At 53.2% G+C, this 22,885-nt stretch carries 20 protein-coding genes; 11 read left to right on the top strand and 9 right to left on the bottom strand.

The genetic code is table 11. The annotated features are described in order from the left end of the window. Nucleotides 1–169 precede the first annotated feature (169 nt). The 6 genes from hupB to bolA form a co-directional block, all read right to left on the bottom strand. A complete protein-coding gene (hupB, locus tag WN53_RS14315; RefSeq protein WP_004954599.1) occupies nucleotides 170–442 on the bottom strand; it encodes a nucleoid-associated protein HU-beta in 273 nt (90 codons plus the stop codon). A gap of 217 nt (nucleotides 443–659) precedes the next feature. After that, nucleotides 660–3,014: an endopeptidase La gene (gene lon / locus WN53_RS14310; RefSeq protein WP_021805482.1), complete on the bottom strand. Its 2,355-nt coding sequence runs from the start codon at nucleotides 3,012–3,014 to the stop codon at nucleotides 660–662. A 193-nt stretch (nucleotides 3,015–3,207) separates the two neighbouring features. Then, nucleotides 3,208–4,479 carry an ATP-dependent protease ATP-binding subunit ClpX gene (clpX, locus tag WN53_RS14305; protein ID WP_021180166.1) on the bottom strand — a complete coding sequence of 424 codons (1,272 nt, stop codon included), beginning with the start codon at nucleotides 4,477–4,479 and terminating at the stop codon, nucleotides 3,208–3,210. Nucleotides 4,480–4,686: 207 nt separating this feature from the next. Then, nucleotides 4,687–5,310 (bottom strand): ATP-dependent Clp endopeptidase proteolytic subunit ClpP, encoded by a 624-nt coding sequence (clpP, locus tag WN53_RS14300; RefSeq protein WP_021180167.1) that lies wholly within the window; start codon nucleotides 5,308–5,310, stop codon nucleotides 4,687–4,689. Nucleotides 5,311–5,731: 421 nt separating this feature from the next. Continuing rightward, nucleotides 5,732–7,036: a trigger factor gene (tig, locus tag WN53_RS14295; RefSeq protein WP_024483944.1), complete on the bottom strand. Its 1,305-nt coding sequence runs from the start codon at nucleotides 7,034–7,036 to the stop codon at nucleotides 5,732–5,734. Between the two features lie 364 nt (nucleotides 7,037–7,400). Then, a complete protein-coding gene (gene bolA, locus WN53_RS14290; RefSeq protein ID WP_021805484.1) occupies nucleotides 7,401–7,715 on the bottom strand; it encodes a transcriptional regulator BolA in 315 nt (104 codons plus the stop codon). Between the two features lie 352 nt (nucleotides 7,716–8,067). On the opposite strand from bolA, the gene WN53_RS14285 reads away from it, so the two are divergent. The 8 genes from WN53_RS14285 to WN53_RS14250 all read left to right on the top strand — a co-directional run bounded on the left by WN53_RS14285 (nucleotide 8,068) and on the right by WN53_RS14250 (nucleotide 17,117). Beyond that, complete coding sequence (locus tag WN53_RS14285; protein ID WP_024483943.1) at nucleotides 8,068–8,646, top strand: lipoprotein; 579 nt, start codon at nucleotides 8,068–8,070, stop codon at nucleotides 8,644–8,646. Nucleotides 8,647–8,699: 53 nt separating this feature from the next. Then, nucleotides 8,700–10,178, top strand: a complete 1,479-nt coding sequence (gene ampG, locus WN53_RS14280; RefSeq protein ID WP_024483942.1) for a muropeptide MFS transporter AmpG — start codon at nucleotides 8,700–8,702, stop codon at nucleotides 10,176–10,178. Between the two features lie 445 nt (nucleotides 10,179–10,623). After that, nucleotides 10,624–11,577: a cytochrome o ubiquinol oxidase subunit II gene (cyoA, locus tag WN53_RS14275; RefSeq protein ID WP_024483941.1), complete on the top strand. Its 954-nt coding sequence runs from the start codon at nucleotides 10,624–10,626 to the stop codon at nucleotides 11,575–11,577. Between the two features lie 4 nt (nucleotides 11,578–11,581). Then, a complete protein-coding gene (cyoB, locus tag WN53_RS14270; RefSeq protein WP_021180174.1) occupies nucleotides 11,582–13,573 on the top strand; it encodes a cytochrome o ubiquinol oxidase subunit I in 1,992 nt (663 codons plus the stop codon). Continuing rightward, on the top strand, nucleotides 13,563–14,177 hold the full coding sequence (locus tag WN53_RS14265; protein ID WP_024483940.1) for a cytochrome o ubiquinol oxidase subunit III: 615 nt from the start codon (nucleotides 13,563–13,565) through the stop codon (nucleotides 14,175–14,177). The genes cyoB and WN53_RS14265 overlap by 11 nt, the downstream gene beginning before the upstream one ends. Further along, nucleotides 14,178–14,516 carry a cytochrome o ubiquinol oxidase subunit IV gene (locus WN53_RS14260; RefSeq protein WP_024483939.1) on the top strand — a complete coding sequence of 113 codons (339 nt, stop codon included), beginning with the start codon at nucleotides 14,178–14,180 and terminating at the stop codon, nucleotides 14,514–14,516. Between the two features lie 17 nt (nucleotides 14,517–14,533). Further along, the gene (gene cyoE, locus WN53_RS14255; protein WP_021180177.1) at nucleotides 14,534–15,424 is read left to right on the top strand and encodes a heme o synthase; all 891 of its coding nucleotides are present in this window, start codon (nucleotides 14,534–14,536) and stop codon (nucleotides 15,422–15,424) included. A 328-nt stretch (nucleotides 15,425–15,752) separates the two neighbouring features. After that, complete coding sequence (locus WN53_RS14250; protein ID WP_024483938.1) at nucleotides 15,753–17,117, top strand: MFS transporter; 1,365 nt, start codon at nucleotides 15,753–15,755, stop codon at nucleotides 17,115–17,117. A 635-nt stretch (nucleotides 17,118–17,752) separates the two neighbouring features. Here the strand turns inward: WN53_RS14250 and WN53_RS14245 are convergent. Further along, nucleotides 17,753–18,244 (bottom strand): YajQ family cyclic di-GMP-binding protein, encoded by a 492-nt coding sequence (locus WN53_RS14245; RefSeq protein WP_024483937.1) that lies wholly within the window; start codon nucleotides 18,242–18,244, stop codon nucleotides 17,753–17,755. A 169-nt stretch (nucleotides 18,245–18,413) separates the two neighbouring features. On the opposite strand from WN53_RS14245, the gene panE reads away from it, so the two are divergent. Both panE and yajL read left to right on the top strand, forming a co-directional pair. Continuing rightward, a complete protein-coding gene (panE, locus tag WN53_RS14240) occupies nucleotides 18,414–19,325 on the top strand; it encodes a 2-dehydropantoate 2-reductase (RefSeq protein ID WP_024483936.1) in 912 nt (303 codons plus the stop codon). Beyond that, nucleotides 19,288–19,878: a protein deglycase YajL gene (yajL, locus tag WN53_RS14235; protein WP_024483935.1), complete on the top strand. Its 591-nt coding sequence runs from the start codon at nucleotides 19,288–19,290 to the stop codon at nucleotides 19,876–19,878. The genes panE and yajL overlap by 38 nt, the downstream gene beginning before the upstream one ends. Before the next feature lie 40 nt (nucleotides 19,879–19,918). Here yajL and WN53_RS14230 read toward each other — a convergent pair whose 3' ends face one another. Both WN53_RS14230 and thiI read right to left on the bottom strand, forming a co-directional pair. Further along, on the bottom strand, nucleotides 19,919–20,710 hold the full coding sequence (locus WN53_RS14230; protein ID WP_024483934.1) for a DUF4198 domain-containing protein: 792 nt from the start codon (nucleotides 20,708–20,710) through the stop codon (nucleotides 19,919–19,921). A gap of 177 nt (nucleotides 20,711–20,887) precedes the next feature. Beyond that, nucleotides 20,888–22,336, bottom strand: a complete 1,449-nt coding sequence (gene thiI / locus WN53_RS14225) for a tRNA uracil 4-sulfurtransferase ThiI (RefSeq protein ID WP_024483933.1) — start codon at nucleotides 22,334–22,336, stop codon at nucleotides 20,888–20,890. Nucleotides 22,337–22,620: 284 nt separating this feature from the next. On the opposite strand from thiI, the gene xseB reads away from it, so the two are divergent. Beyond that, nucleotides 22,621–22,884: an exodeoxyribonuclease VII small subunit gene (gene xseB / locus WN53_RS14220; protein ID WP_024483932.1), complete on the top strand. Its 264-nt coding sequence runs from the start codon at nucleotides 22,621–22,623 to the stop codon at nucleotides 22,882–22,884. The last annotated feature ends 1 nt before the right edge of the window (nucleotide 22,885 follow it).

Below are 22,885 nucleotides of genomic sequence, written 5' to 3'. Positions count from 1 at the left end.
GTGTGACAACACTCCGCTGTGATGTGGATTAACAACCCTTGTGCAGGCGCGTTCCCTGCGACAAAAATAAAAAAAGCGCATCAACCTGATGCGCCTTATATCTTACCTTACCAATACCGCTGCGTCAGGTGATTGTTTACCGGCGACGCGATGCGATTAAACGCGGTAATCAGTTTACTGCGTCTTTCAGGGCTTTCCCTGCACGGAAAGCCGGAACTTTGGCTGCCGCGATTTTGATCTCTTTACCCGTTTGCGGGTTACGGCCGGTACGAGCTGAACGCTCACGCACGGTGAAAGAACCGAAACCAACCAGAGCCACGTCATCCCCTTCTTTCAAGGAATCGGTAACGGAAGCAATAATTGCGTCCAAAGCACGCCCTGCTGCCGCTTTAGAAATATCAGCACCCGCGGCAATTTTGTCGATCAGTTGTGACTTATTCACTCTATCATCCCCTCTAGAATTCAAAACGTCGCACCGAAAAAATCCCTACGGTTACGACAGCGCTGCTGTTATATCAATCCCGTCGTGCCTTGGCAAGCCACCAAACGGCGACGAAACGCGAGCCGACAGGGATCTAACTTAGCGGCACAAAAAAATACTGGCAAGTCCGAATTGGCTTGCCAGCATGAGTTTTATCAATGGTTTTTGCTATACGTCACTATTTTACCGCTACCGGCTGTGCGCCGAAGGCCGGATTGACCAGTGCAATGTTCAAAACTTCATCGATTCGCTGTACCGGGTGGATCTCCAGATCGGCAATGACGTTGTCCGGGATCTCCTCCAAATCGCGCTTGTTCTCGTAAGGGATCAGCACGGTTTTGATACCGCCACGGTGTGCCGCCAGCAGCTTCTCTTTCAGGCCGCCAATCGGCAACACATGACCACGCAAGGTGATCTCACCGGTCATCGCCACATCGGCGCGCACCGGGTTGCCTGTCAGGCAGGAAACCAGCGCGGTACACATGGCAATACCGGCGCTTGGGCCGTCTTTCGGCGTCGCCCCTTCCGGCACGTGGACGTGGATATCACGTTTTTCATAGAAATCGGCGTTGATGCCCAACTTCTCTGCACGTGCACGTACCACGGTCAACGCAGCCTGGATCGACTCCTGCATCACTTCACCCAAAGAACCGGTGTAGGTCAGCTTGCCTTTGCCCGGTACGCAGGCGGTTTCAATAGTCAGCAGATCGCCGCCCACTTCCGTCCACGCCAGCCCGGTTACCTGGCCTACGCGGTTTTCGGTGTCTGCACGGCCGTAATCAACACGCTGAACGCCCAGATAGTCCTTGAGGTTCTCGCCGTTGATCTCGATGTGCTTGAGCTTCTTGTCCATCAGCAGCGACTTGACCGCTTTACGGCACAGCTTGGAAATTTCACGCTCCAGGCTACGCACCCCGGCTTCACGGGTGTAATAGCGGATGATGCCGATAATGGCACTGTCATCTACCGTCAATTCGCCTTTCTTCAACGCGTTGCGTTCAAGCTGCTTTGGCAACAGGTGCTGTTTGGCGATGTTCAGCTTTTCGTCTTCGGTGTAGCCGGAAAGACGGATCACTTCCATACGGTCCAGCAGCGGTGCCGGGATGTTCATCGAGTTCGAGGTCGCCACGAACATCACGTCGGACAGATCGTAATCCACTTCCAGATAGTGATCGTTAAACGCCACGTTCTGTTCCGGATCCAGCACTTCCAGCAGGGCTGAAGCCGGATCGCCACGCATGTCGGATGACATCTTGTCGATCTCATCGAGCAGGAACAGCGGGTTTTTCACCCCAACCTTGGCCATTTTCTGGATCAGTTTACCCGGCATGGAGCCGATGTAAGTCCGGCGGTGACCGCGGATCTCCGCTTCGTCACGTACGCCGCCCAGCGCCATACGGACATATTGGCGGCCGGTCGCACGAGCGATCGACTGCCCCAGCGAGGTTTTACCCACGCCAGGAGGCCCTACCAGACACAGGATTGGCCCCTTGATTTTGCTGACGCGGCTCTGCACTGCAAGATACTCAAGGATGCGGTCTTTGACGCGTTCCAGGCCGTAGTGATCGGTATCGAGCACTTCCTGCGCCTTGAGCAGGTCTTTTTTCACCTTGCTGCGCGCATTCCACGGCACCTGGATCATCCAGTCGATATAGCCACGCACGACGGTCGCCTCCGCAGACATCGGCGACATCATTTTCAGCTTTTGCAGTTCCGCTTCGGTTTTCTCACGCGCTTCTTTCGGCATTTTGGCCGCTTCGATCTTGCGCTTCAACGCCTCGTGTTCATCCGGCGTGTCGTCCATCTCGCCCAGTTCTTTCTGAATCGCCTTCATCTGCTCATTCAGATAGTACTCGCGCTGGCTCTTTTCCATCTGTTTCTTGACGCGGTTACGGATACGCTTCTCAACCTGCAACAGGTCGATCTCCGACTCCATCATCGCCATCAGGTACTCAAGACGCTCGGTGATATCGAACATCTCCAGCACCGACTGCTTGTCGCTGAGCTTCAGCGGCATATGCGCGGCGATGGTATCCGCCAGGCGCGCAGCGTCGTCGATGCTGTTCAATGAAGTCAGCACCTCCGGTGGAATTTTTTTGTTCAGTTTGATGTAGCCTTCAAACTGATTGATCGCCGTGCGCACCAGGACTTCCTGCTCACGCTCGTCGATAGCCGGTGATTCAAGATATTCAGCCTGGGCAGCGAAGTGCTCGCCGCTGTCGGAGAGCGTGGTAATACGCGCACGCTGTAAACCTTCGACCAGCACCTTGACCGTGCCGTCCGGCAGTTTCAGCATCTGTAAAATCGATGCAACGGTACCGACCGAGAACAGATCGTTAATGCCCGGTTCATCCGTCGAGGCCTCTTTCTGCGCCACCAGCATGATCTTTTTATCGTGATCCATTGCGGCTTCGAGGCACCGAATCGATTTTTCCCGGCCAACAAACAACGGGATCACCATGTGCGGATAAACCACCACGTCGCGCAATGGCAACACGGGGATTTCAATGCGTTCGGAACGCTCAGGGTTCATAGAGCTCTCTCTTAGTTTAATTTCCGCCAGGATTAGGGGGATCTCATGAGACGCAAGCATCAAACGTTTCACAAAATCTGGATTATGAGTATATGGGGATGAATCTCTGACATTCAACGGTAACAATGTAGAGAAAAAGAAAAGGGGGATAAAATCCCCCTTTTACGATTAACTTTCTGGTTTGACTGGCTAATTATTCGCCAGAAGCCTGCGCTTCCGGCTTGCCGTAAATCAATAACGGCTTGGATTGGCCAGCGATCACAGATTCGTCGATCACCACTTTATCTACGCTTTCAAGCGACGGCAGATCGTACATGGTGTCCAGCAACGCGCCTTCGACAATCGAACGCAGACCACGGGCACCCGTTTTACGCGTCATAGCCTTCTTGGCGATGGCATTCAGCGCTTCCTCACGGAATTCCAGATCTACCCCTTCCAGATTGAACAACGCCTGATACTGCTTGGTCAGGGCGTTTTTCGGCTCTTTCAGGATCTGGATCAGTGCCTCTTCGCTCAGTTCGCTGAGGGTGGCAACCACCGGCAGACGACCGATGAATTCCGGGATCAGGCCAAACTTGATCAAGTCTTCCGGCTCTGCCTGCAACAGCAGTTCGCCTTCGGTGGCTTTTTCAGATTCACCCTTCACCGTGGCACCAAAACCGATACCGGAGCCGGTGTTAACACGCTGGCCAATCACCTTATCCAGGCCGGCAAACGCACCGCCACAGATAAACAGGATCTTGGAGGTGTCTACCTGCAGGAATTCCTGCTGCGGATGTTTACGCCCACCCTGTGGTGGAACCGCCGCAATCGTGCCTTCGATCAGCTTCAGCAACGCCTGCTGCACGCCTTCGCCCGAAACGTCACGGGTGATGGACGGGTTGTCTGACTTACGTGAAATCTTGTCAATTTCATCGATATAGACGATGCCGCGCTGGGCTTTTTGCACGTCGTAGTCGCATTTCTGCAACAGTTTCTGGATGATGTTTTCCACATCCTCACCCACGTAACCAGCTTCGGTCAACGTCGTGGCATCGGCCATGGTGAAAGGCACATCCAGGAAACGTGCCAGCGTCTCTGCCAGCAAGGTTTTGCCGCTACCGGTTGGGCCGATCAGCAAGATATTGCTTTTGCCCAGTTCGATGCCATTGCTGGTATCGCCGTTACGCAGGCGTTTGTAGTGGTTATAGACCGCCACAGCCAGAACTTTTTTCGCCTGTTCCTGGCCGATAACATAATCGTCCAGGTGGTGACGAATTTCGTGCGGTGTCGGCAATGAATTACGCTCGCGATGCGGCGCAACCTCTTTAATCTCTTCGCGAATAATGTCGTTACACAGATCAACACATTCATCGCAGATATACACTGACGGACCGGCAATCAGCTTACGCACTTCATGCTGGCTTTTGCCGCAGAAAGAGCAGTACAGCAGCTTTCCTGAACCGTCTTTGCGCTTATCTGTCATGAGTCAAACCTCTTCTTTTGTCTTTGTCCCGCACCATTACGCGGCGACAATGCGCCCAAACTTTATACCGGGAACGCCGATAACGCTGTTTAAAGCGAGCCAGGCCCGCTCTGAATACTATAGCCTATCGGCCCGCAAGCCGCGCGCTACCCATAACCCTTCAGGCGGCAGGTACGCACTACAGCTTGCGACCCTTTGGGTATAGTTTTAGCTGCGGTGCGTCAGAATGCTGTCGACCAGACCGTATTCTACCGATTCTTCCGCCGTCATGAAGCGGTCACGTTCGGTATCACGTTCGATCTGTTCCAGCGATTGGCCGGTATGCTGTGCCATCAACTCATTCATGCGAGCCTTCACCTTCAGGATCTCACGCGCATGGATTTCAATATCCGTTGCCTGACCCTGGTAGCCGCCCAGCGGCTGGTGGATCATCACTCTGGAGTTTGGCAGGCAGAAACGCTTGCCCTTGGTGCCTGCCGTCAGCAGGAACGACCCCATGGAACACGCCTGCCCCATACAGATGGTGCTGACGTCCGGTTTGATAAACTGCATGGTGTCATAGATTGACATGCCAGCCGTGATCACGCCGCCCGGTGAGTTGATATACAGGAAAATATCTTTTTCTGGGCTTTCTGCCTCGAGGAACAACATCTGCGCCACGATCAGATTAGCCATATGATCTTCAACCTGGCCGGTCAGGAAGATAATGCGCTCTTTCAGCAGGCGGGAATAAATATCGTAAGAACGCTCCCCGCGCGAAGTCTGCTCTACCACCATCGGCACCAGTGCCATGTTAGGTGCAAATTGGTCTCGTTCGCCACTGTATGACATTACCGTCTCCTAATAGAAATTGCCTTGGCGCCATTGTCTGTCGATTCTACTTGAGAACGGCCATCATGACTACGTTCAAGCCATCGACAGGCTCCACACTGATTTGACGGCGCTATCATTCCGCCAGGCGGATAAAGCGGCCCATACTGTTGTAGGAATTGGGGGGTCACAGAGCGAATTTCAAGCCCGGTGAACAATTTCACCAACATCCCTGTGTGGCAGGCAAGGTCACAACCACTGTCCTTCCACCGCCGCCATTCATCCTCGACCCAATAAATATAGTGCATATTGCCACAGTTAAGCCGAGATTAATCAGTCACGTGGCAAAAGAAAAGCCCGTAACCAAAGTTACGGGCCTTATAAGGAACTCCCAGCTACGGCAATGGACCTGCCATCAGGTCGCTCCTGGCATCAACCAGCATTACGCTTGTTGAGTCTGGTTCATCAGCTCGCTGAAGGTAGTGGCTTTTTCAGTCACTTTCGCTTTAGCCAGCAGGGCTTCTACCGCTTGTTCTTCCAGAGCAACGTTACGCATGTTGTTCATCAGCTCTTTGTTTTTGCTGTAGAACTCAACAACTTCGCTCGGATCTTCGTAGGCGGAAGCCATTTCTTCGATCAGGGTCTTAACGCGATCTTCATCGGCTTTCAGATCGTTGGTGCTGATCACTTCGCCCAACAGCAGACCGACCACAACGCGACGTTTGGCTTGCTCTTCGAACAGTTCGCGTGGCAGTTCCAACGCTTGTTGCTCGTTGCCACCAAAACGCTGTGCAGCTTGACGACGCAGAACGTCGACTTCGCCGTCGATCAGTGCCGCTGGCACGTCGATTTCGTTAGCGTTGACCAGACCGTCGATAGCCTGAGTCTTGATGCGGTTACGCACGGCGCCTTTCAGTTCGCGCTCCATGTTTTTACGCACTTCAGTACGCAGACCCGCGAGAGAACCATCAGCCACGCCGAAACGCTTGATGAATTCTTCGGTCAGTTCTGGCAGCTCGCGCTGTTCAACTTTCTTCAACACGATAGCGAACTTGGCCGCTTTCCCTTTCAGGTTTTCTGCGTGGTAATCTTCTGGGAAGTTGACGTCGATGGTGAACTCTTCACCGGCTTTATGACCCACCAGACCTTCTTCGAAGCCTGGGATCATGCGGCCCTGGCCCATAGCCAGAACGAAATCGGCAGCTTTACCGCCTTCAAACTCTTCACCGTCGATAGAGCCGGTGAAGTCAACGGTCACGCGGTCTTCAGCAGTGGCTGCGCCGTCGGTGTCTTTCCAGGTCGCTTGCTGCTTACGCAGAGTTTCCAGCATGGTATCCACATCGGCGTCGTTAACTTCAACCACAGGTTTTTCAACCTCGATGCTTTCCAGGCCTTTCAGCTCAACTTCTGGATAGACTTCGAATTCCACGGTGAAAGCGAAATCTTCGCCTTCTTTATACTCGCCCGGTACGTAGTTTGGTGCGCCGGCCGGGTTGATTTTCTCTTTGATGATCGCGTCAACAAAGTTGCGCTGCATCAGATCGCCCAGCACGTCCTGACGGACGGAGGCGCCATAACGCTGTTCGACGATGTTCATCGGCACTTTGCCTTTACGGAAACCGTCGATACGTACGCTTTTAGCTGCGTTGATCAGCTCTTTCTTTACTGCCTGATTGATAACATCAGCGGGTACAGTAATAGAGAGACGGCGCCCAAGGCCTTGAGTGGTTTCTACTGAAACTTGCATCTTGTTACCTCAAAAAAATCACAGTGCTCGGTCAACTCCGTTCCAAGAACCAGGACGGCTACATTAAAAACCGAGTTCCCTGATGTCGAGAGCGTTCCGAAACCATTCCGGAAAAAATAGACGCGACATTATAGCGGCGCAAGCGTAGCTAGTCGAGGATGGCAAGGCAGCACTGGCGCGTTAAAAATCACACTTTTGCCGATTTTTCGCCCAAATACCTTGATGCCATGGCCATCAGAGCTGCAAACGCCTTCGGCTTTGTCGTCGTCAAAAACAGCAACGGCCCGCAGGCCGTTGCAAAATTCGTCAGTAGTAATACCTTAAATACGGGTAAAAGTTCCACTGATACCGTAAATTTTAGGTATTAAGCCAATGTGCCCGCCCCACGACAAGGTGGTGAGGCCGGAACCGTATCCTGCAACCCTTCCCACTCTTTCAGGGTATAGGTATGCAATGCCAGCGCGTGTACGCCGTTTTCCAGTTCCTCCGCCAACACGCCATAAATGGAGCGATGCCGGGTCAGGAACCGTTCGCCGACAAAGCGGTCGCTCACCAACACCACTTTGAAATGACTTTCGGATCCAGCAGGAACGTTATGCCGATAGCTCTCATCAGTCACTTCCAGATACGCGGGTTCAAACGCCGCCCTTAACTTTGCTTCTATTTGCTCGCGGATCATAGGATCTCCTTACAACACCGGCAGGCTACCAGGTTCTACTTTAATATTAGTCGGTTTTGCCCTCGCCAGAACATGGCTATCGTAAATCGCACCGCTCTTCGCTGTAAAAAGCATCAATAAAGCGGCTCAGTTGAGGTTTATCCGATTGAGCCTCACGAAAAAGCCTGTTTTTATCCTGGTTGAGGAAAAATTTACGTCACGGCCACCTTCAACACTTCCCCCCGTTGTTGGCAATGCTATGATGGCGGCAATTTATCGTTGACTCTAGCGCTTTGATTATCAAGCACCCACAACCCTGCCCGCGGGCTTGAACAGCACCGGGTATAAAACCACGATTGATGAGACAGTAATAATGTTAAAAAAACTTTGTCTTCCGCTGCTGGCTGTACTTCTGTTGGCTGGCTGTGCTACCAGCACCAATACGCTGAACGTAACCCCGAAGATCGTGTTGCCACAGCAGGATCCCACCCTGCAAGGGATCACCATCAGCATTAACGGTGCAGACCAACGCCCCGATCAGGCACTGGCAAAAGTGAACCGTGACGGCCAACTGATCACCCTGACCCCATCACGCGATCTGCGCTTCCTGCTACAAGAAGTGCTGGAAAAGCAAATGGGCGCGCGTGGCTATATGATTGGGCCATCCGGTGCGGTTGATTTGCAGATCGTGGTCAATACGCTGTTTGCCGACGTTTCCCAAGGCAACCTGCGCTACAACATCACCACCAAAGCGGATATTTCAATCATCGCGCAGGCCAAAAACGGCAACAAGCAGGTGAAGAACTACCGTTCTACCTATAACGTGCAGGGTGCCTTCACCGCCAGCAATGAAAAAATCACCGATGCGGTCAACACCGTGCTGGGTGACGTCATCGCCGATATGGCTCAAGACACCAGCGTCAACGACTTTATCAAGCAAAACGCACGTTAATCAGGCAATGCCTCGCGCTGCTCGGTTTACAGGGCAGCGCAGATCGGGATCTCATGTCGAAACAGTATCTGAATATTTTTACCCAGCGTAATTCCGTCATCCTGTTGGTGTTGGGCTTTGCCTCGGGGCTGCCGTTGGCATTAACCTCCGGCACGCTGCAAGCCTGGATGACCGTCGAAGGCCTCGATCTGAAAACCATTGGTATCTTTTCGCTGGTAGGTCAGGCCTACGTGTTCAAGTTCCTCTGGTCACCGTTTATGGATCGCTACACTCCCCCGTTCCTTGGGCGGCGGCGTGGCTGGCTGTTGATCAGCCAGTTGCTGCTGGTAGTGGCCATCGTGGCGATGGGGTTTATGAATCCGTCACAGCATCTATGGTGGCTGGCCACGCTGGCGGTGGTGGTGGCATTCTGTTCTGCCTCACAGGATATTGTTTTTGACGCCTACAAAACCGATCTGCTGGCGGCCGAAGAACGCGGGGCCGGGGCTGCAGTGTCGGTACTGGGTTATCGCCTGGCAATGCTGGTCTCCGGCGGGCTGGCCCTGTGGCTGGCCGATCGCTATTTCGGCTGGCAGGCAACTTACTGGTTAATGGCCGGGCTGATGCTAATCGGCGTAGCCGCTACGCTGATGGCACCGGAACCGGACGACAGCATTCCTGCGCCGCGTACCCTTGAGATGGCTGTAGTCGCTCCGCTGCGTGACTTCTTCGCCCGAAACAATGCCTGGCTGATCCTGTTGCTGATCGTGATGTATAAGATGGGTGACGCTTTTGCCGGAAGTTTGAGCACCACCTTTCTGATCCGCGGCGTCGGCTTCGATGCCGGCGAGGTCGGTCTGGTAAATAAAACGCTCGGTCTGTTTGCCACCATCGTCGGGGCCCTGTTCGGCGGCGTCTTGATGCAGCGTCTCAGCCTGTTCCGAGCGCTGATGCTGTTCGGCATTTTGCAGGCGGTTTCCAACATCGGTTACTGGCTGTTGGCGATCACCGCTAAAAACATCCTCACAATGGGCAGCGCCATTTTCCTGGAAAACCTGTGCGGCGGCATGGGCACGGCAGCCTTTGTCGCCCTGCTGATGACCCTGTGCAACAAATCCTTCTCCGCCACCCAGTTTGCCCTGCTCTCGGCGCTCTCCGCCGTTGGCCGTGTTTACGTCGGGCCGATTGCCGGTTGGTTCGTGACCGCTCATGGCTGGCCACTGTTTTACCTGTTCTCCATCGCGGCAGCGGTTCCAGGCCTGCTGCTGCTGTTAATCTGCCGCCAGACATTGGAGTACACGCAACGTACCGACAACTTTATGCCACGTACCGAGTTTCGTGCCGCCTATCGCTGGGCACTACGCCTGCTGGGCGCCGGTTGCTCGCTGCTAGGCGTATGGTTGCTGCTGCTGATCGCCAACGCGCTGGATTGGACCGACTGGCCCAACCTCGCCGTGCAGCTGCTGCAAACCGGTGCCATGCTGAGCCTGGTGGGGATTATCATGGGTAGCCTGTTGGACTACCTGGCGTTGCGCCGAACGCAATTAGCGTGATTTTTTTGTTGGCCGATAAAATTCGGCCAACAAAAAAGCATCAGAAAAACGAATTTATTTCGTTAAAAATTTAATATTTTCGCCTAAGCTATTTTTTTACCCGAGTAAAACGCTCGGAAATAGATTTTAATTCACCTCAACAAAACAAAAATTTTACATTAAATAAACCTTTTTGCGCCTATTCAAACATCGCCACCGCTGACGCAATATCCTGACATACCCTTGGTTTTCCATGACATAGCATCCCCCCGGAACGATTCAGCTCGCCAACACGTTGTTGCCATTAGTAAATTGTCACCTTACGTTACATGTGTGACCCCCTTAACAGAAAGTGTCAACAAGCCGCTGACACTCTCTTAAGTATGTTTACAGTACTGCAACCTTCCCGTAAAATGCCCGCACACATGAAACGACAATATAGAGCCTTGGTAATTGGGGTCGTTAGATGAGACTTAAGAAATACAATAAAAGTATTGGGATGTTATCCTTAATTGTCGCCACCGTTATGCTAAGCGGTTGCGATATGGTGTTGATGGATCCCAAAGGAGCAATAGGTGTTGAGCAACGAAGACTGATCCTCACGGCAATCGGCTTGATGCTGATCGTTGTGGTGCCAGTGATCTTCATGGCATTTGCCTTTGCCTGGAAGTATCGTGCTTCCAACAAGAGCGCCAAGTACAGTCCGAATTGGTCACACTCCAACAAGATTGAAGCGGTCGTCTGGACCATTCCAATCATTATCATCGCCATCCTTGGCACCATAACCTGGAAAACAACCCACGCGCTGGATCCATTCAAGCCGATTGTCGCCGACAAAAAGCCAATGACCATCGAAGTGGTGTCGTTAGACTGGAAGTGGCTGTTCATCTACCCAGAGCAGGGTATCGCGACCGTTAATGAGCTGGCTTTCCCGAAAGATGTTCCAGTCGAATTCAAAGTCACCTCTAACTCGGTAATGAACTCGTTCTTTATTCCTCAGTTAGGTGGGCAGATTTATGCGATGGCCGGGATGCAGACCAAACTGCACCTGATCGGCAACGAAGCAGGCAAATACGACGGTATTTCCAGCAGCTTCAGTGGCCGCGGGTTCTCCGGCATGAAATTCACCGCCATTGTCACCCCGACCGAAGGCGACTTCGATCAGTGGGTAGCCAAGGTGAAAGAATCGTCTAATACCCTTAACGCCACCAGCGATTTTAACAAACTGGCAGAGCCGAGTGAAAACAACCCGGTTGAGTACTTCTCCAGTGTCAAACCGAATTTGTTCAAAGAGACTATTGGCAAATTCATGGGTGATATGCACATGCACAAAGGCGCAGAAGCTTCCGCGCACCAGGGCATGGACATGAGCCAGGGTATGGACATGAGTGAACATGCTCACGCCGGAGCCGAGGAATAATCTGATGTTGGGAAAATTAACACTTGATGCGGTTCCGTTGCATGAACCGATCATCATGGTCACCGTTGCTGCAATCATCGTTGGCGGGCTAGCCCTGCTGGCGCTGATCACGTATTTCGGCAAATGGAAGTGGCTGTGGAGCGAATGGCTGACTTCGGTCGACCATAAAAAAATTGGTATCATGTACATCATCGTGGCCATGGTTATGCTGCTGCGTGGTTTTGCTGATGCCATCATGATGCGTAGCCAGCAGGCGCTCGCGTCTGCCGGTGAGGCCGGATTCCTGCCGCCGCACCACTACGACCAGATCTTTACCGCGCACGGCGTCATCATGATCTTCTTCATGGCGATGCCATTCGTCGTGGGTCTGATGAACGTGGTGGTCCCGTTGCAAATCGGTGCGCGCGACGTTGCCTTCCCGTTCCTGAACTCCCTGAGCTTCTGGTTCTTCGTGGTCGGCGTGGTCTTGATCAACATCTCGCTGGGTGTCGGTGAATTCGCGCAGACCGGCTGGTTGGCCTATCCGCCGTTATCAGGCAAGGAATACAGCCCTGGCGTCGGGGTCGATTACTGGATCTGGAGTCTACAGATTTCCGGTCTGGGTACCCTGTTGACCGGTGTGAACTTCTTCGCCACCATCCTGAAGATGCGTGCCCCTGGCATGCCGATGATGAAGATGCCAGTGTTCACCTGGGCAGCACTGTGTACCAACGTGCTGATCATCGTCTCCTTCCCAATTCTGACCGTCACCGTCGCGTTGCTGACCCTGGATCGCTATCTGGGCACCCATTTCTTTACCAATGATATGGGCGGCAACATGATGATGTACATCAACCTGATTTGGGCCTGGGGTCACCCAGAGGTGTATATCCTGGTTCTGCCAGTGTTCGGTGTCTTCTCTGAAGTGACCGCCACCTTCTCGAAGAAACGCCTGTTCGGCTATACCTCACTGGTATGGGCAACCATCGCGATCACCGTCCTGTCGTTTATCGTTTGGCTGCACCACTTCTTTACCATGGGGTCAGGCGCCAACGTTAACGCCTTCTTCGGGATTGCCACGATGATCATTTCCATCCCGACCGGGGTGAAAATCTTCAACTGGCTGTTCACCATGTACCAGGGCCGTATTCAGCTTAACTCCGCGATGCTGTGGACCGTGGGCTTCATCATCACCTTCTCCATCGGTGGGATGACCGGCGTACTGCTGGCGGTACCGGGTGCCAACTTCGTGCTGCACAACAGCCTGTTCCTGATTGCCCACTTCCATAACGTAATTATCGGTGGTGTGGTGTTCGGTTGCTTCGCTGGCCTGACCTACTGGTTCCCTAAATCCTTCGGCTTCCGTCTGAATGAGACCTGGGGTATCCGCGCATTCTGGTTCTGGATCATCGGTTTCTTCGTCGCCTTTATGCCGCTGTATGCACTGGGCTTCATGGGGATGACCCGCCGTATCAGCCAGAATATCAATCCTGAGTTCCACCCTCTGCTGCTGGTTGCGGCTGGCGGTGCAGCGCTGATTGCCTGCGGTATCCTGTGCCAAGTGATCCAGGTTTACGTCAGTATCCGCGACCGCGAGCAAAACCGCGATCTGACCGGTGACCCATGGGGTGCACGTACGCTGGAGTGGTCAACTTCTTCACCACCTCCGTTCTATAACTTCGCCGTAGTGCCAGAAATTCACGATCGTGATGCGTTCTGGGACATGAAAGAAAAAGGCGAAGCCTATAAGAAACCCGCGAAGTACGAGCCGATTCATATGCCGAAGAATACCGGCGCCGGTGTGATTATTGCTGGCTTCAGCCTGGTATTTGGTTTCGCGATGATCTGGGATATCTGGTGGATGGCGATTGCTGGCTTCGTCGGCATGATCGTGACCTGGATCGTCAAGAGCTTCGATGAAGATGTTGATTACTATGTGCCGGTTGATGAGATCGAGCGCATTGAAAACCAACACTATGAACAAATCAGCAAAGCAGGCGTGAAACATGTCAACTGATACTCTGACCAACCATAGCGCAGCCCATGCCGAGCATGGGCACCACGACGCAGGAGAAACCAAGGTCTTCGGATTCTGGGTTTACCTGATGAGCGACTGTATTTTGTTTGCGAGCTTGTTCGCAACCTATGCAGTACTGGTGAATGGGACCGCTGGCGGTCCCACTGGGAAAGATATCTTCGACCTGAATTTTGTACTGGTTGAAACTTTCCTCCTGCTGTTCAGCTCCATCACCTACGGTATGGCGATGATCGGCATGAACAAGGGCAAGGTAAGCAGCGTTAACACCTGGCTGTTCCTGACCTTCCTGTTTGGCGTCGGCTTCGTGGCGATGGAGATCTATGAATTCCATCACCTGATCGCCGAAGGTTACGGCCCAGACCGCAGTGCGTTCCTCTCCAGCTTCTTTGCGCTGGTGGGTACTCACGGTCTGCACGTAACCACCGGTCTGATCTGGATCATCATCATGATGATTCAGGTGAGCAAGCGTGGCCTGAACCCAACCAATAAAACCCGTCTGATGTGTCTGAGCCTGTTCTGGCACTTCCTGGACGTGGTCTGGATCTGCGTATTTACCGTTGTCTACCTGCTGGGGGTAATGTAAATGAGCCATTCATCCCATGATACCTCTCACGGCGGCGCAAGCCACGGTAGCGTGAAGTCATATCTGACCGGCTTTATCCTGTCGGTCATCCTGACGGTAATTCCATTTGCGATGGTGATGAGCGGCAGCGCCTCTCACTCCACCATCCTGGCGGTTGTGGTCGGCATGGCGGTTATCCAGGTGATCGTTCACCTGGTTTACTTCCTGCATATGAACACCTCATCGGAAGAGCGCTGGAACCTGGTGGCATTGCTGTTCACCGCTATGATCATCGGTATCGTTGTTGTGGGTTCACTCTGGATTATGTACAACCTCAACATCAACATGATGGTCGATTAAGAGCAGAGCTGGACGTGATGATTAAGCAATACCTGCAAGTAACTAAACCAGGAATTATTTTCGGTAATTTAATTTCTGTCGTCGGGGGATTCCTGCTCGCTTCCAAAGGGAGCATCGACTATCCCCTGTTTCTCGCCACCCTGTTAGGGGTCTCGTTGGTGGTTGCCTCGGGCTGTGTATTTAACAACTACATTGACCGCGACATCGACAAGAAAATGGAGAGAACGAAGAACCGGGTGCTGGTAAAAGGCCTGATCGCGCCGAGTGTGAGCCTGGTTTACGCTACCTTGCTGGGTATTGCTGGTTTTGCACTGCTGTATATCGCGGCCAACCCGCTGGCCATGTGGCTGGCGGTGATGGGCTTTGTGGTTTATGTCGGCGTTTACAGCCTGTACATGAAACGCCACTCGGTATACGGCACGCTGATCGGCAGCCTGTCTGGGGCCGCGCCGCCGGTGATTGGCTACTGCGCGGTCACCAACGAGTTTGATGCTGGTGCATTGATCCTGCTGGCTATCTTCAGCCTGTGGCAGATGCCGCATTCCTATGCGATTGCCATCTTCCGCTTTAAAGATTACCAGGCAGCCAATATCCCGGTACTGCCGGTGGTGAAAGGCATCTCTGTTGCCAAAAACCACATCACGCTCTACATCCTGGCGTTTATGATCGCCACGCTGATGCTGACCCTGGGCGGTTATGCTGGCTACAAATACCTGATCGTCGCAGCGGCGGTGAGCGTGTGGTGGCTAGGCATGGCGTTACGCGGTTACAAAGCGGAAAATGACAGCGTCTGGGCGCGCAAACTGTTTGTGTTCTCAATCGTGGCCATTACTTCACTTAGCGTAATGATGTCGATCGATTTCAGTGCCAGTGCTACACCAGAAACCCTGTTAACCTACGCTTGGTAAACAGCGGATGTCTGCGAATGGGCCGCTTAGCGGCCCATTTTATTTGTTTCGGAGAAAAGCACGCCAACTGTAATATCTGTTAAACAACATTCGATTTACCCCCCCTGCCCTACGCACTAGAATGACGCAACTTTGCCGAGGCTATTCCAACTGGCTAAGTCCCCCCTACTTAACCCGTTGGAATAGGTTCGATACCCTATGAATTTCAAGTTGCAGCTAGGCGACAAGCTTGCTCATCCCCAGGAGCTTACTTTTGTAAGTGACTGGGGTGAGCAAGTGCAGGTAACAACGCTGCAACTTGAAAGGCGACGGGTTAACTGAGGTTTAGATGAACGACAATATTATGACGCCCCAAGAACGCCGCGCGACCTGGGGCTTGGGAACCGTGTTCTCTCTGCGCATGCTTGGCATGTTTATGGTGTTACCGGTACTGACCACCTATGGGATGGCGCTGCACGGTGCCAGTGAGGCACTGATCGGCCTGGCTATCGGTATTTATGGCCTAGCGCAGGCGGTATTTCAGATCCCCTTCGGCCTGATTTCCGACCGCGTTGGCCGTAAACCACTGATCGTCGGCGGGCTGTTGATCTTCGCCCTTGGCAGCGTTATCGCGGCCTTAAGCGACTCCATTTGGGGCATCATTCTTGGCCGAGCATTGCAGGGCTCCGGGGCGATAGCTGCTGCGGTGATGGCGCTGCTGTCGGATTTGACCCGCGAACAGAACCGTACCAAGGCGATGGCGTTTATCGGCATCAGCTTCGGTATCACCTTTGCTATCGCCATGGTGGTAGGCCCGATAGTGACCCATGCTTTCGGTTTGCATGCGCTGTTCTGGATGATTGCCGTGCTGTCACTAGCCGGTATCGCTATTACCTTGCTGGTCGTCCCTTCTGCCGACGAACACGTGCTGAACCGGGAATCGAGTATCGTACGGGGCAGTTTCAGCAAGGTGCTGAACAATTCGCGGCTGTTGAAACTCAACTTTGGCATCCTGTGCCTGCATATCCTGCTGATGTCCAGCTTTGTCGCCCTACCGTTGGCGATGGAAAAAGCCGGGCTGGCCGCTGCGGACCACTGGAAAGTCTATCTGGTCACCATGCTGGTTTCCTTCATTGCCGTAGTGCCGTTTATCATTTATGCGGAGAAATACCGCCGTATGAAGCAGGTCTTTATGGGCTGCGTGGCAGTGCTGTTTTGCGCCGAGGTAGTGCTGTGGTTTTCTGGCCAGCACCTTTGGGGCATCATTGCCGGGGTGCAACTGTTCTTTATGGCGTTTAACGTCATGGAGGCCATTCTGCCTTCGTTAATCAGCAAAGAGTCCCCTGCGGGTTATAAAGGCACAGCGATGGGGGTTTACTCCACCAGCCAGTTTATTGGCGTGGCCATCGGCGGCAGCGTGGGCGGCTGGTTATATGGTTTTCAGGGAGCAGGGTTGGTGTTTATCGCCGGTGCGGTACTTGCCGCCGTCTGGTTTGTGGTCAGCAGCACCATGAAAGAGCCGCCTTACGTCAGCAGCCTGCGTATCACGTTGTCTGAACTGGCGGTAAAAGATTCGGCGTTACAAAGCCGCTTGCTGGCTCAGCCGGGCGTAGCAGAAGCGGTTGTGGTTCCCGAGGAGCGCAGCGCTTACGTGAAGGTAGATACCAAACAGACCAATCGCGGTCAGTTGGAAGCCCTGATCGCAGCGCTTTAAGGATGCCCATCTACTTTGGCTTGATCGTCTGTTGTTCCCCCTCACCCCAACCCTCTCCCACAGGGAGAGGGAGCCGTACGGAGCTGCATTTAAGTACAGGAGTTAATCTGTCACACTGCGTACGGGGACAAGACGTATTAAGTGTTGAAGTCAGGTGCGGGAGTTAATTCTTGGCACGGTCGGTCCCCAAAAATGCGAGGGAGCTGGTACGGCATTATAGTCAGGCACAACACTCTGTCTGTAGCATGTTCAGTTGAATATTTGACGCGGGATTGCAGACTGGAACAGACGTAAAGTTGTAGCACGATCGGTCCCTTCCCCAAAAAGGATAAGGGGCTGGTACGGCTTTATAGTCAGGCACAACACTCTGTCTGTAGCATGCTCAGTTGAATATTTGACGCGGGATTGCAGACTGGAACAGACGTAAAGTTGTAGCACGATCGGTCCCTTCCCCAAAAAGGATAAGGGGCTGGTACGGCATTATAGTCAGGCACAACACTCTGTCTGTGGCATGCTCAGTTGAATATTTGACGCGGGATTGCAGACTGGAACAGACGTAAAGTTGTAGCACGATCGGTCCCCTCTCCCTGTGGGAGAGGGTTAGGGTGAGGGGCTATCCCCCAGACCGGCACAACTTAATCGCGGAAGTTTTTAAACTGGAACGGCTGCCCCAGATCGGCACCACGGATCAGCGCCATCACGCTTTGCAGATCGTCGCGCGCCTTACCGGTAACGCGGATTTCATCACCCTGGATCTGCGCCTGTACCTTCAGCTTGCTGTCTTTGATCAGCTTGACGATCTTCTTCGCCATTGAGCTTTCGATCCCCTGCTTGAGCTTGGCATCCACGCTGTAGGTTTTGCCACTGTGGGTCAGCTCTTCCGGGATTTCCAGCGCGCCGCCTTCAATGCTGCGTTTCATCAGTTTTTCGCGCAGGATATCCAGCAGTTGCTGCACCTGGAAGTCAGACTCGCTGGCGACCTTAATGCTTTCGTCTTTCTCGTTCAGCTCAAAGCTGGCCGGTACGTTACGGAAATCCCAACGGGTGCTGAGATCGCGGGTAGCGTTATCAACGGCGTTGCGAACTTCCTGCATATCAATTTCGGAAACGATGTCGAAAGATGGCATACTTCTCTTCCTCCTGAATGGGTGCTGTATGATTTCGTTGCCGTGCATGATACCCGCTTTGCGGTTTCAGGCAAAATTCAGATATACGCCTGAACAAGACGTTCAACAACAGAAAAGCCTATAATCAAAAGGATGCATCAGTGGTCTTTCCGAAAACCAGGGAGATGAAATGAAAATAACCATTCTTGGTTGCGGCGCGCTCGGACAACTGTGGCTAGCCAAACTCTATCAGCAGGGCCACGATGTACAAGGATGGTTACGGGTGCCCCAGCCATTTTGTGCGGTCAACGTCATTGAACCCGACGGCACATCGTTTAACCGTAATTTGCCCACCAACGATCCCGAACACCTGCGGCAAAGTGAGTTGCTGCTGGTCACGCTGAAAGCCTGGCAGGTTTCCAGCGCGGTGACGGCATTGCTGCCAAAATTAAACCCTCGCTGTGCCATTTTGCTGCTGCATAACGGCATAGGGACTCAAGAGGAGTTGCCACCGCATAGCCAGCCTGTGCTACAGGGCATCACCACCCATGCCGCACGCCACGATGGTAACACTATTGTGCACGTCGCCAACGGCACCACCCATATCGGCCCAACGACCCAGCAAGCGACCCATCTCAGCCATCTGGCAGAAATTCTGCATCAGGCCCTGCCAGACGTTGCCTGGCATAACAATATTGCTTCGGCCAGTTGGCGCAAGCTGGCGGTCAACTGCGTCATCAACCCGCTAACCGTACTGTATGACTGCCGTAACGGCGATCTACAACGCTACCCTGAGCAGATAGAGCTTATCTGCCGTGAAGTGGCTAGCGTGATGGAGATGGAAGGTCACCACACCTCGTGCGAAAGCCTGGTGTTCTATGTGATGCAAGTGATCCAGTCAACGGCGGATAACACCTCCTCGATGCTGCAGGATATCCGTTCTCAGCGGCACACCGAGATCGACTACATTACCGGTTATTTGCTGCGTCGCGGACGCAGTCACGGCATTCCCCTGCCAGAAAATACCCGGCTGTTTGAAATCATTAAACGCAAGGAAAATAGCTATGAGCGCATCGGTATTGGTCTGCCTGGCACCTGGTAGTGAAGAAACCGAGGCCGTAACCACCATCGACCTGCTGGTTCGTGCCGGTGTCAAAGTAACGACCGCCAGCGTTGCCAGTGACGGTGGCCTGACCATCGTCTGCTCACGCGGCGTGAAGCTGCTGGCAGACGCCCCCTTAGTGGCAATTGTTGACGACCACTTTGACGCCATCGTCTTACCTGGCGGTATCAAGGGTGCAGAGTGTTTTCGCGATAGCCCGTTACTGGTGGAAAAAGTCCGCCAGATGCATCTGCAAGGCAATATTGTCGCCGCCATCTGTGCGGCACCGGCCTTGGTATTGCAGCATCACCAACTGTTCCCGATCGGCAATATGACCGGCTTCCCCGGCCTGAAAGAGCAGATCCCGGAAGGCCAGTGGATGGAAAGACGCGTCGTGTTCGACCCACGCGTCAACCTGCTCACCAGTCAAGGGCCAGGCACCTCGATGGAGTTTGCCCTGAAACTGATCGATTTGCTGTTGGGTAAGGCCAAAGCGGCTGAGATAGCGGCGCAGCTGGTACTGATCCCCGGCATGTACGACTTCCGCGATTGAAGCAATATCGGCAGGCCGGTTGGCCTGCCAAGCCAATGGCTTATTCGTTGATGGTAAAGGTCAGCGTTGAAAGCAACACGGATTCATCACATTTCGCCTTATCCACATAAGGCAGTTTATGTTCGGTTTCGACTACCCAATATCCCGCCTTCAGCGGGTAAACATTGACTTTGCCCTTGCCGTCGGTCTGATTCAAAAAAGCTTTGGCATGACTATGAGTATGCCCGTGGTGCTCGTGTTGGTCGCCAAAACCGGCAAACGTCGCCGTCACATCGGCATTCTTTAGCGGTTTCCCGTCATACAATACCTGTATTGGCAACGGCTGCCCTGGCTTGATGGTGGCCGGGTTGGCTAACGGGATAATTTCCAACTGCAACCCCTGCGGCTGGCTGATGACTGCGGTCTCTGTCGCCCCATCGATGTTCACAATGGTTTTGCCAAACATGGAAGCCCGCTCGCAGTACAGCGCATCTGGCATTTCCGTCCTGCTCTGCTGTTGCCATCCCGCTTTATTTTTCGACCAATAGGTGGGTTTATAGATAGCGATAGCGGCATAGCTGCCCTTGGCTAACGGTTTTTCCGTCACGAACTGGTAATTCTCTTTACCAGGCTTCAGCATCAGATCCCCATCCTTCCCGATCAGCTGTGCCGGTGCGAAAATGTGCAGGCGATCTTCAGGGATCGCTTCTGCGGAAGGGAACTCATCTCCATAACCGAGCTCTATCGTGCTCTGCCCGCCCGCAGCAGGTAGCGCATTAACCCATAATGAATGAGCCTGTGAATAGCTGACAAACCAAAAAGGCAGTATCGCCACCAACTTTTTTAACTGCATTAACCTGCTCCTTTCCCAATCAATAAAAAGATATGTTATAACGTAACAATAGATAAACCAAAGTAAGCCACTATGTCAAAGTTATTCGAGGGGAAAGAGAAAAAAAGAGGATCAAACAGGGGAAGTGGTTAAGGATAGCAACACCAGAGAAACGGCATTGCTACCCTGCAACGCAGATTACGGGCGGTAGACTTTAACGTTAGCGTAGCCCTGCTCCAGCAGGTACAGCGCTTGCAAACGGCTCATCACGCCGCGCTCACAGTACAGCAGATAGGTTTTGCTCTGATCGAGATCGGCAAACTGCGTGCCTAACTTGTAGAACGGCAGCAGTTTGACTTCCACCTGCGCCAGTTGCAGCGGCTTCTCTTCCTGCTCGTCCACCGAACGGATATCCAGGATCACTTCGTCAGCGCTGAATTCAGCCACGGTTTCTACTTCGGCAACCTGCTGACTGGTTTCTTCTGCGATAGTGCGGATATCGACGTTACGTGCTTCGCGCACCACGCGATCGAGGATTTCGAAGTCAAAGTGCCCTTCTTCCTCTTCAATCCTGGTTTTGATTGCCTTGACCGTCGGGCTTTTTGAGATCACACCACAATACTCCGGCATGGTCTTGGCGAAGTCTTCGGTGCCGATTTCACGCGCCACGTTGATGATGTGCTCTTTATCATGTGAGATCAGCGGGCGCAGGATCAGGGTATCGGAGGCGTTATCGATCAGGCGCAGGTTGGTCAGGGTCTGACTGGAAACCTGGCCCAGCGCTTCGCCGGTCACCAAAGCCTGGACGCCATAACGTTCAGCAACCTGGGAAGCGGCACGCACCATCATGCGTTTGAGCACCACGCCCATCTGGCCGTCATCGACCTTTTCCAGGATCTCACCGACCACCGGTTCGAAATCGATCGCCACAAAGCGCACCTTGTGCGAGCTGCCGAAGCGGTTCCACAGATAGTAGGCAACCTGCTTGACGCCAATTTCGTGCGCCGCGCCACCCAGATTAAAGAAGCAATAATGTACGCGACAGCCACGGCGCATCAGCATATAGCTGGAAACACCAGAGTCAAAACCGCCGGAAATCAGTGACAGCACATCTTCCTGGGTGCCGATCGGGTAGCCGCCAATACCTTCGCGGCGCGCCTTGACCAGCATCAGCTTATCGTCATCGATCTCCAGGTTCACCGTGACCTGAGGATGAGAAAGTTTGACGCGCGCGCTTTCAATATGCTGGTTCAAACCGCCGCCAACGTAGCGCTCTACATCCTGCGAGCTGAACTCATGCTTGCCACGGCGTTTCACCCGCACGCAGAAGGTCTTGCCTTCCAGTTGCTCGCGGTAGGTTTCCAGCGTCTGCTCAAAGATGTGGTGGACATCGGTATAGGCGCGATCTTCCACTTCCAGGATATGGTGAATGCCGGGAATACGCGTCAGGGCATCGGCAATCACCGGACGCTGATCTTCATCTTTGGCACGCACCTCGATAAAATCCCAGTGACGGACAACCGCCAGAGTTTCATCATACTGCTTCAGGACGTTACGGATGTTGGTAGTCAGGATCTTAATGAAGCGCAAGCGCACAGATTGACTCTTGATGGTGATTTCCGGGAACAATTTAATGATAAACTTCATGGCGGTCTTTATAGTCTGATGAAAATGAGGCAATACCTCTGCCCTATGGGGTTCAGCGGCGGCGGTTAGCTGCCACTGCAAGGCTATTAGGTATACAATGGCGATAAGATTGATAAAATCGCGGGCTGGCCGAGCTTTTATCAATCTTATCTGGGCGCGAAGTATATCACTATCTGCACGCGTGCCGTGCACAAAACCACATAGACGTGCCATGATTTGCTAATCAAGATCCGCTAGGATAGGCTCGGGCCCCACTGTTCACATGATGATGTAAAAAGAAAACTATGGCGAAAAAACCTGCACAATCAGACAGTAAAGAGCAAAGCATCAGCTTTGAGAATTCTCTGAGCGAACTCGAGAGTATCGTAACCCGTTTGGAATCCGGCGAGTTGCCGCTGGAAGATGCGCTCAACGAGTTTGAACGTGGCGTCCAATTGGCTCGTCAGGGCCAACAAAAGCTGCAACAGGCGGAGCAGCGCGTACAGATCCTGCTCAACGACCAGAACGACGATGCCGCACTGACCCCTTTTACCCCGGACGCTGAGTAAT

It is taken from the genome of Serratia fonticola (genome assembly GCF_001006005.1).
GTDB lineage: Bacteria > Pseudomonadota > Gammaproteobacteria > Enterobacterales > Enterobacteriaceae > Chania > Chania fonticola.
This window is presented reverse-complemented; position numbering and strand designations above follow the sequence as displayed.

What these genes read in the sequence shown, in the direction of transcription:
- lon (WP_021805482.1), bottom strand. Translation starts at nt 3,014, where the DNA reads ATGAACCCTGAGCGTTCCGAACGCATTGAAATCCCCGTGTTGCCATTG.
- clpX (WP_021180166.1), bottom strand. Translation starts at nt 4,479, where the DNA reads ATGACAGATAAGCGCAAAGACGGTTCAGGAAAGCTGCTGTACTGCTCT.
- clpP (WP_021180167.1), bottom strand. Translation starts at nt 5,310, where the DNA reads ATGTCATACAGTGGCGAACGAGACCAATTTGCACCTAACATGGCACTG.
- tig (WP_024483944.1), bottom strand. Translation starts at nt 7,036, where the DNA reads ATGCAAGTTTCAGTAGAAACCACTCAAGGCCTTGGGCGCCGTCTCTCT.
- bolA (WP_021805484.1), bottom strand. Translation starts at nt 7,715, where the DNA reads ATGATCCGCGAGCAAATAGAAGCAAAGTTAAGGGCGGCGTTTGAACCC.
- WN53_RS14285 (WP_024483943.1), top strand. Translation starts at nt 8,068, where the DNA reads ATGTTAAAAAAACTTTGTCTTCCGCTGCTGGCTGTACTTCTGTTGGCT.
- ampG (WP_024483942.1), top strand. Translation starts at nt 8,700, where the DNA reads ATGTCGAAACAGTATCTGAATATTTTTACCCAGCGTAATTCCGTCATC.
- cyoA (WP_024483941.1), top strand. Translation starts at nt 10,624, where the DNA reads ATGAGACTTAAGAAATACAATAAAAGTATTGGGATGTTATCCTTAATT.
- cyoB (WP_021180174.1), top strand. Translation starts at nt 11,582, where the DNA reads ATGTTGGGAAAATTAACACTTGATGCGGTTCCGTTGCATGAACCGATC.
- WN53_RS14265 (WP_024483940.1), top strand. Translation starts at nt 13,563, where the DNA reads ATGTCAACTGATACTCTGACCAACCATAGCGCAGCCCATGCCGAGCAT.
- WN53_RS14260 (WP_024483939.1), top strand. Translation starts at nt 14,178, where the DNA reads ATGAGCCATTCATCCCATGATACCTCTCACGGCGGCGCAAGCCACGGT.
- cyoE (WP_021180177.1), top strand. Translation starts at nt 14,534, where the DNA reads ATGATTAAGCAATACCTGCAAGTAACTAAACCAGGAATTATTTTCGGT.
- WN53_RS14250 (WP_024483938.1), top strand. Translation starts at nt 15,753, where the DNA reads ATGAACGACAATATTATGACGCCCCAAGAACGCCGCGCGACCTGGGGC.
- WN53_RS14245 (WP_024483937.1), bottom strand. Translation starts at nt 18,244, where the DNA reads ATGCCATCTTTCGACATCGTTTCCGAAATTGATATGCAGGAAGTTCGC.
- panE (WP_024483936.1), top strand. Translation starts at nt 18,414, where the DNA reads ATGAAAATAACCATTCTTGGTTGCGGCGCGCTCGGACAACTGTGGCTA.
- yajL (WP_024483935.1), top strand. Translation starts at nt 19,288, where the DNA reads ATGAGCGCATCGGTATTGGTCTGCCTGGCACCTGGTAGTGAAGAAACC.
- WN53_RS14230 (WP_024483934.1), bottom strand. Translation starts at nt 20,710, where the DNA reads ATGCAGTTAAAAAAGTTGGTGGCGATACTGCCTTTTTGGTTTGTCAGC.
- thiI (WP_024483933.1), bottom strand. Translation starts at nt 22,336, where the DNA reads ATGAAGTTTATCATTAAATTGTTCCCGGAAATCACCATCAAGAGTCAA.
- xseB (WP_024483932.1), top strand. Translation starts at nt 22,621, where the DNA reads ATGGCGAAAAAACCTGCACAATCAGACAGTAAAGAGCAAAGCATCAGC.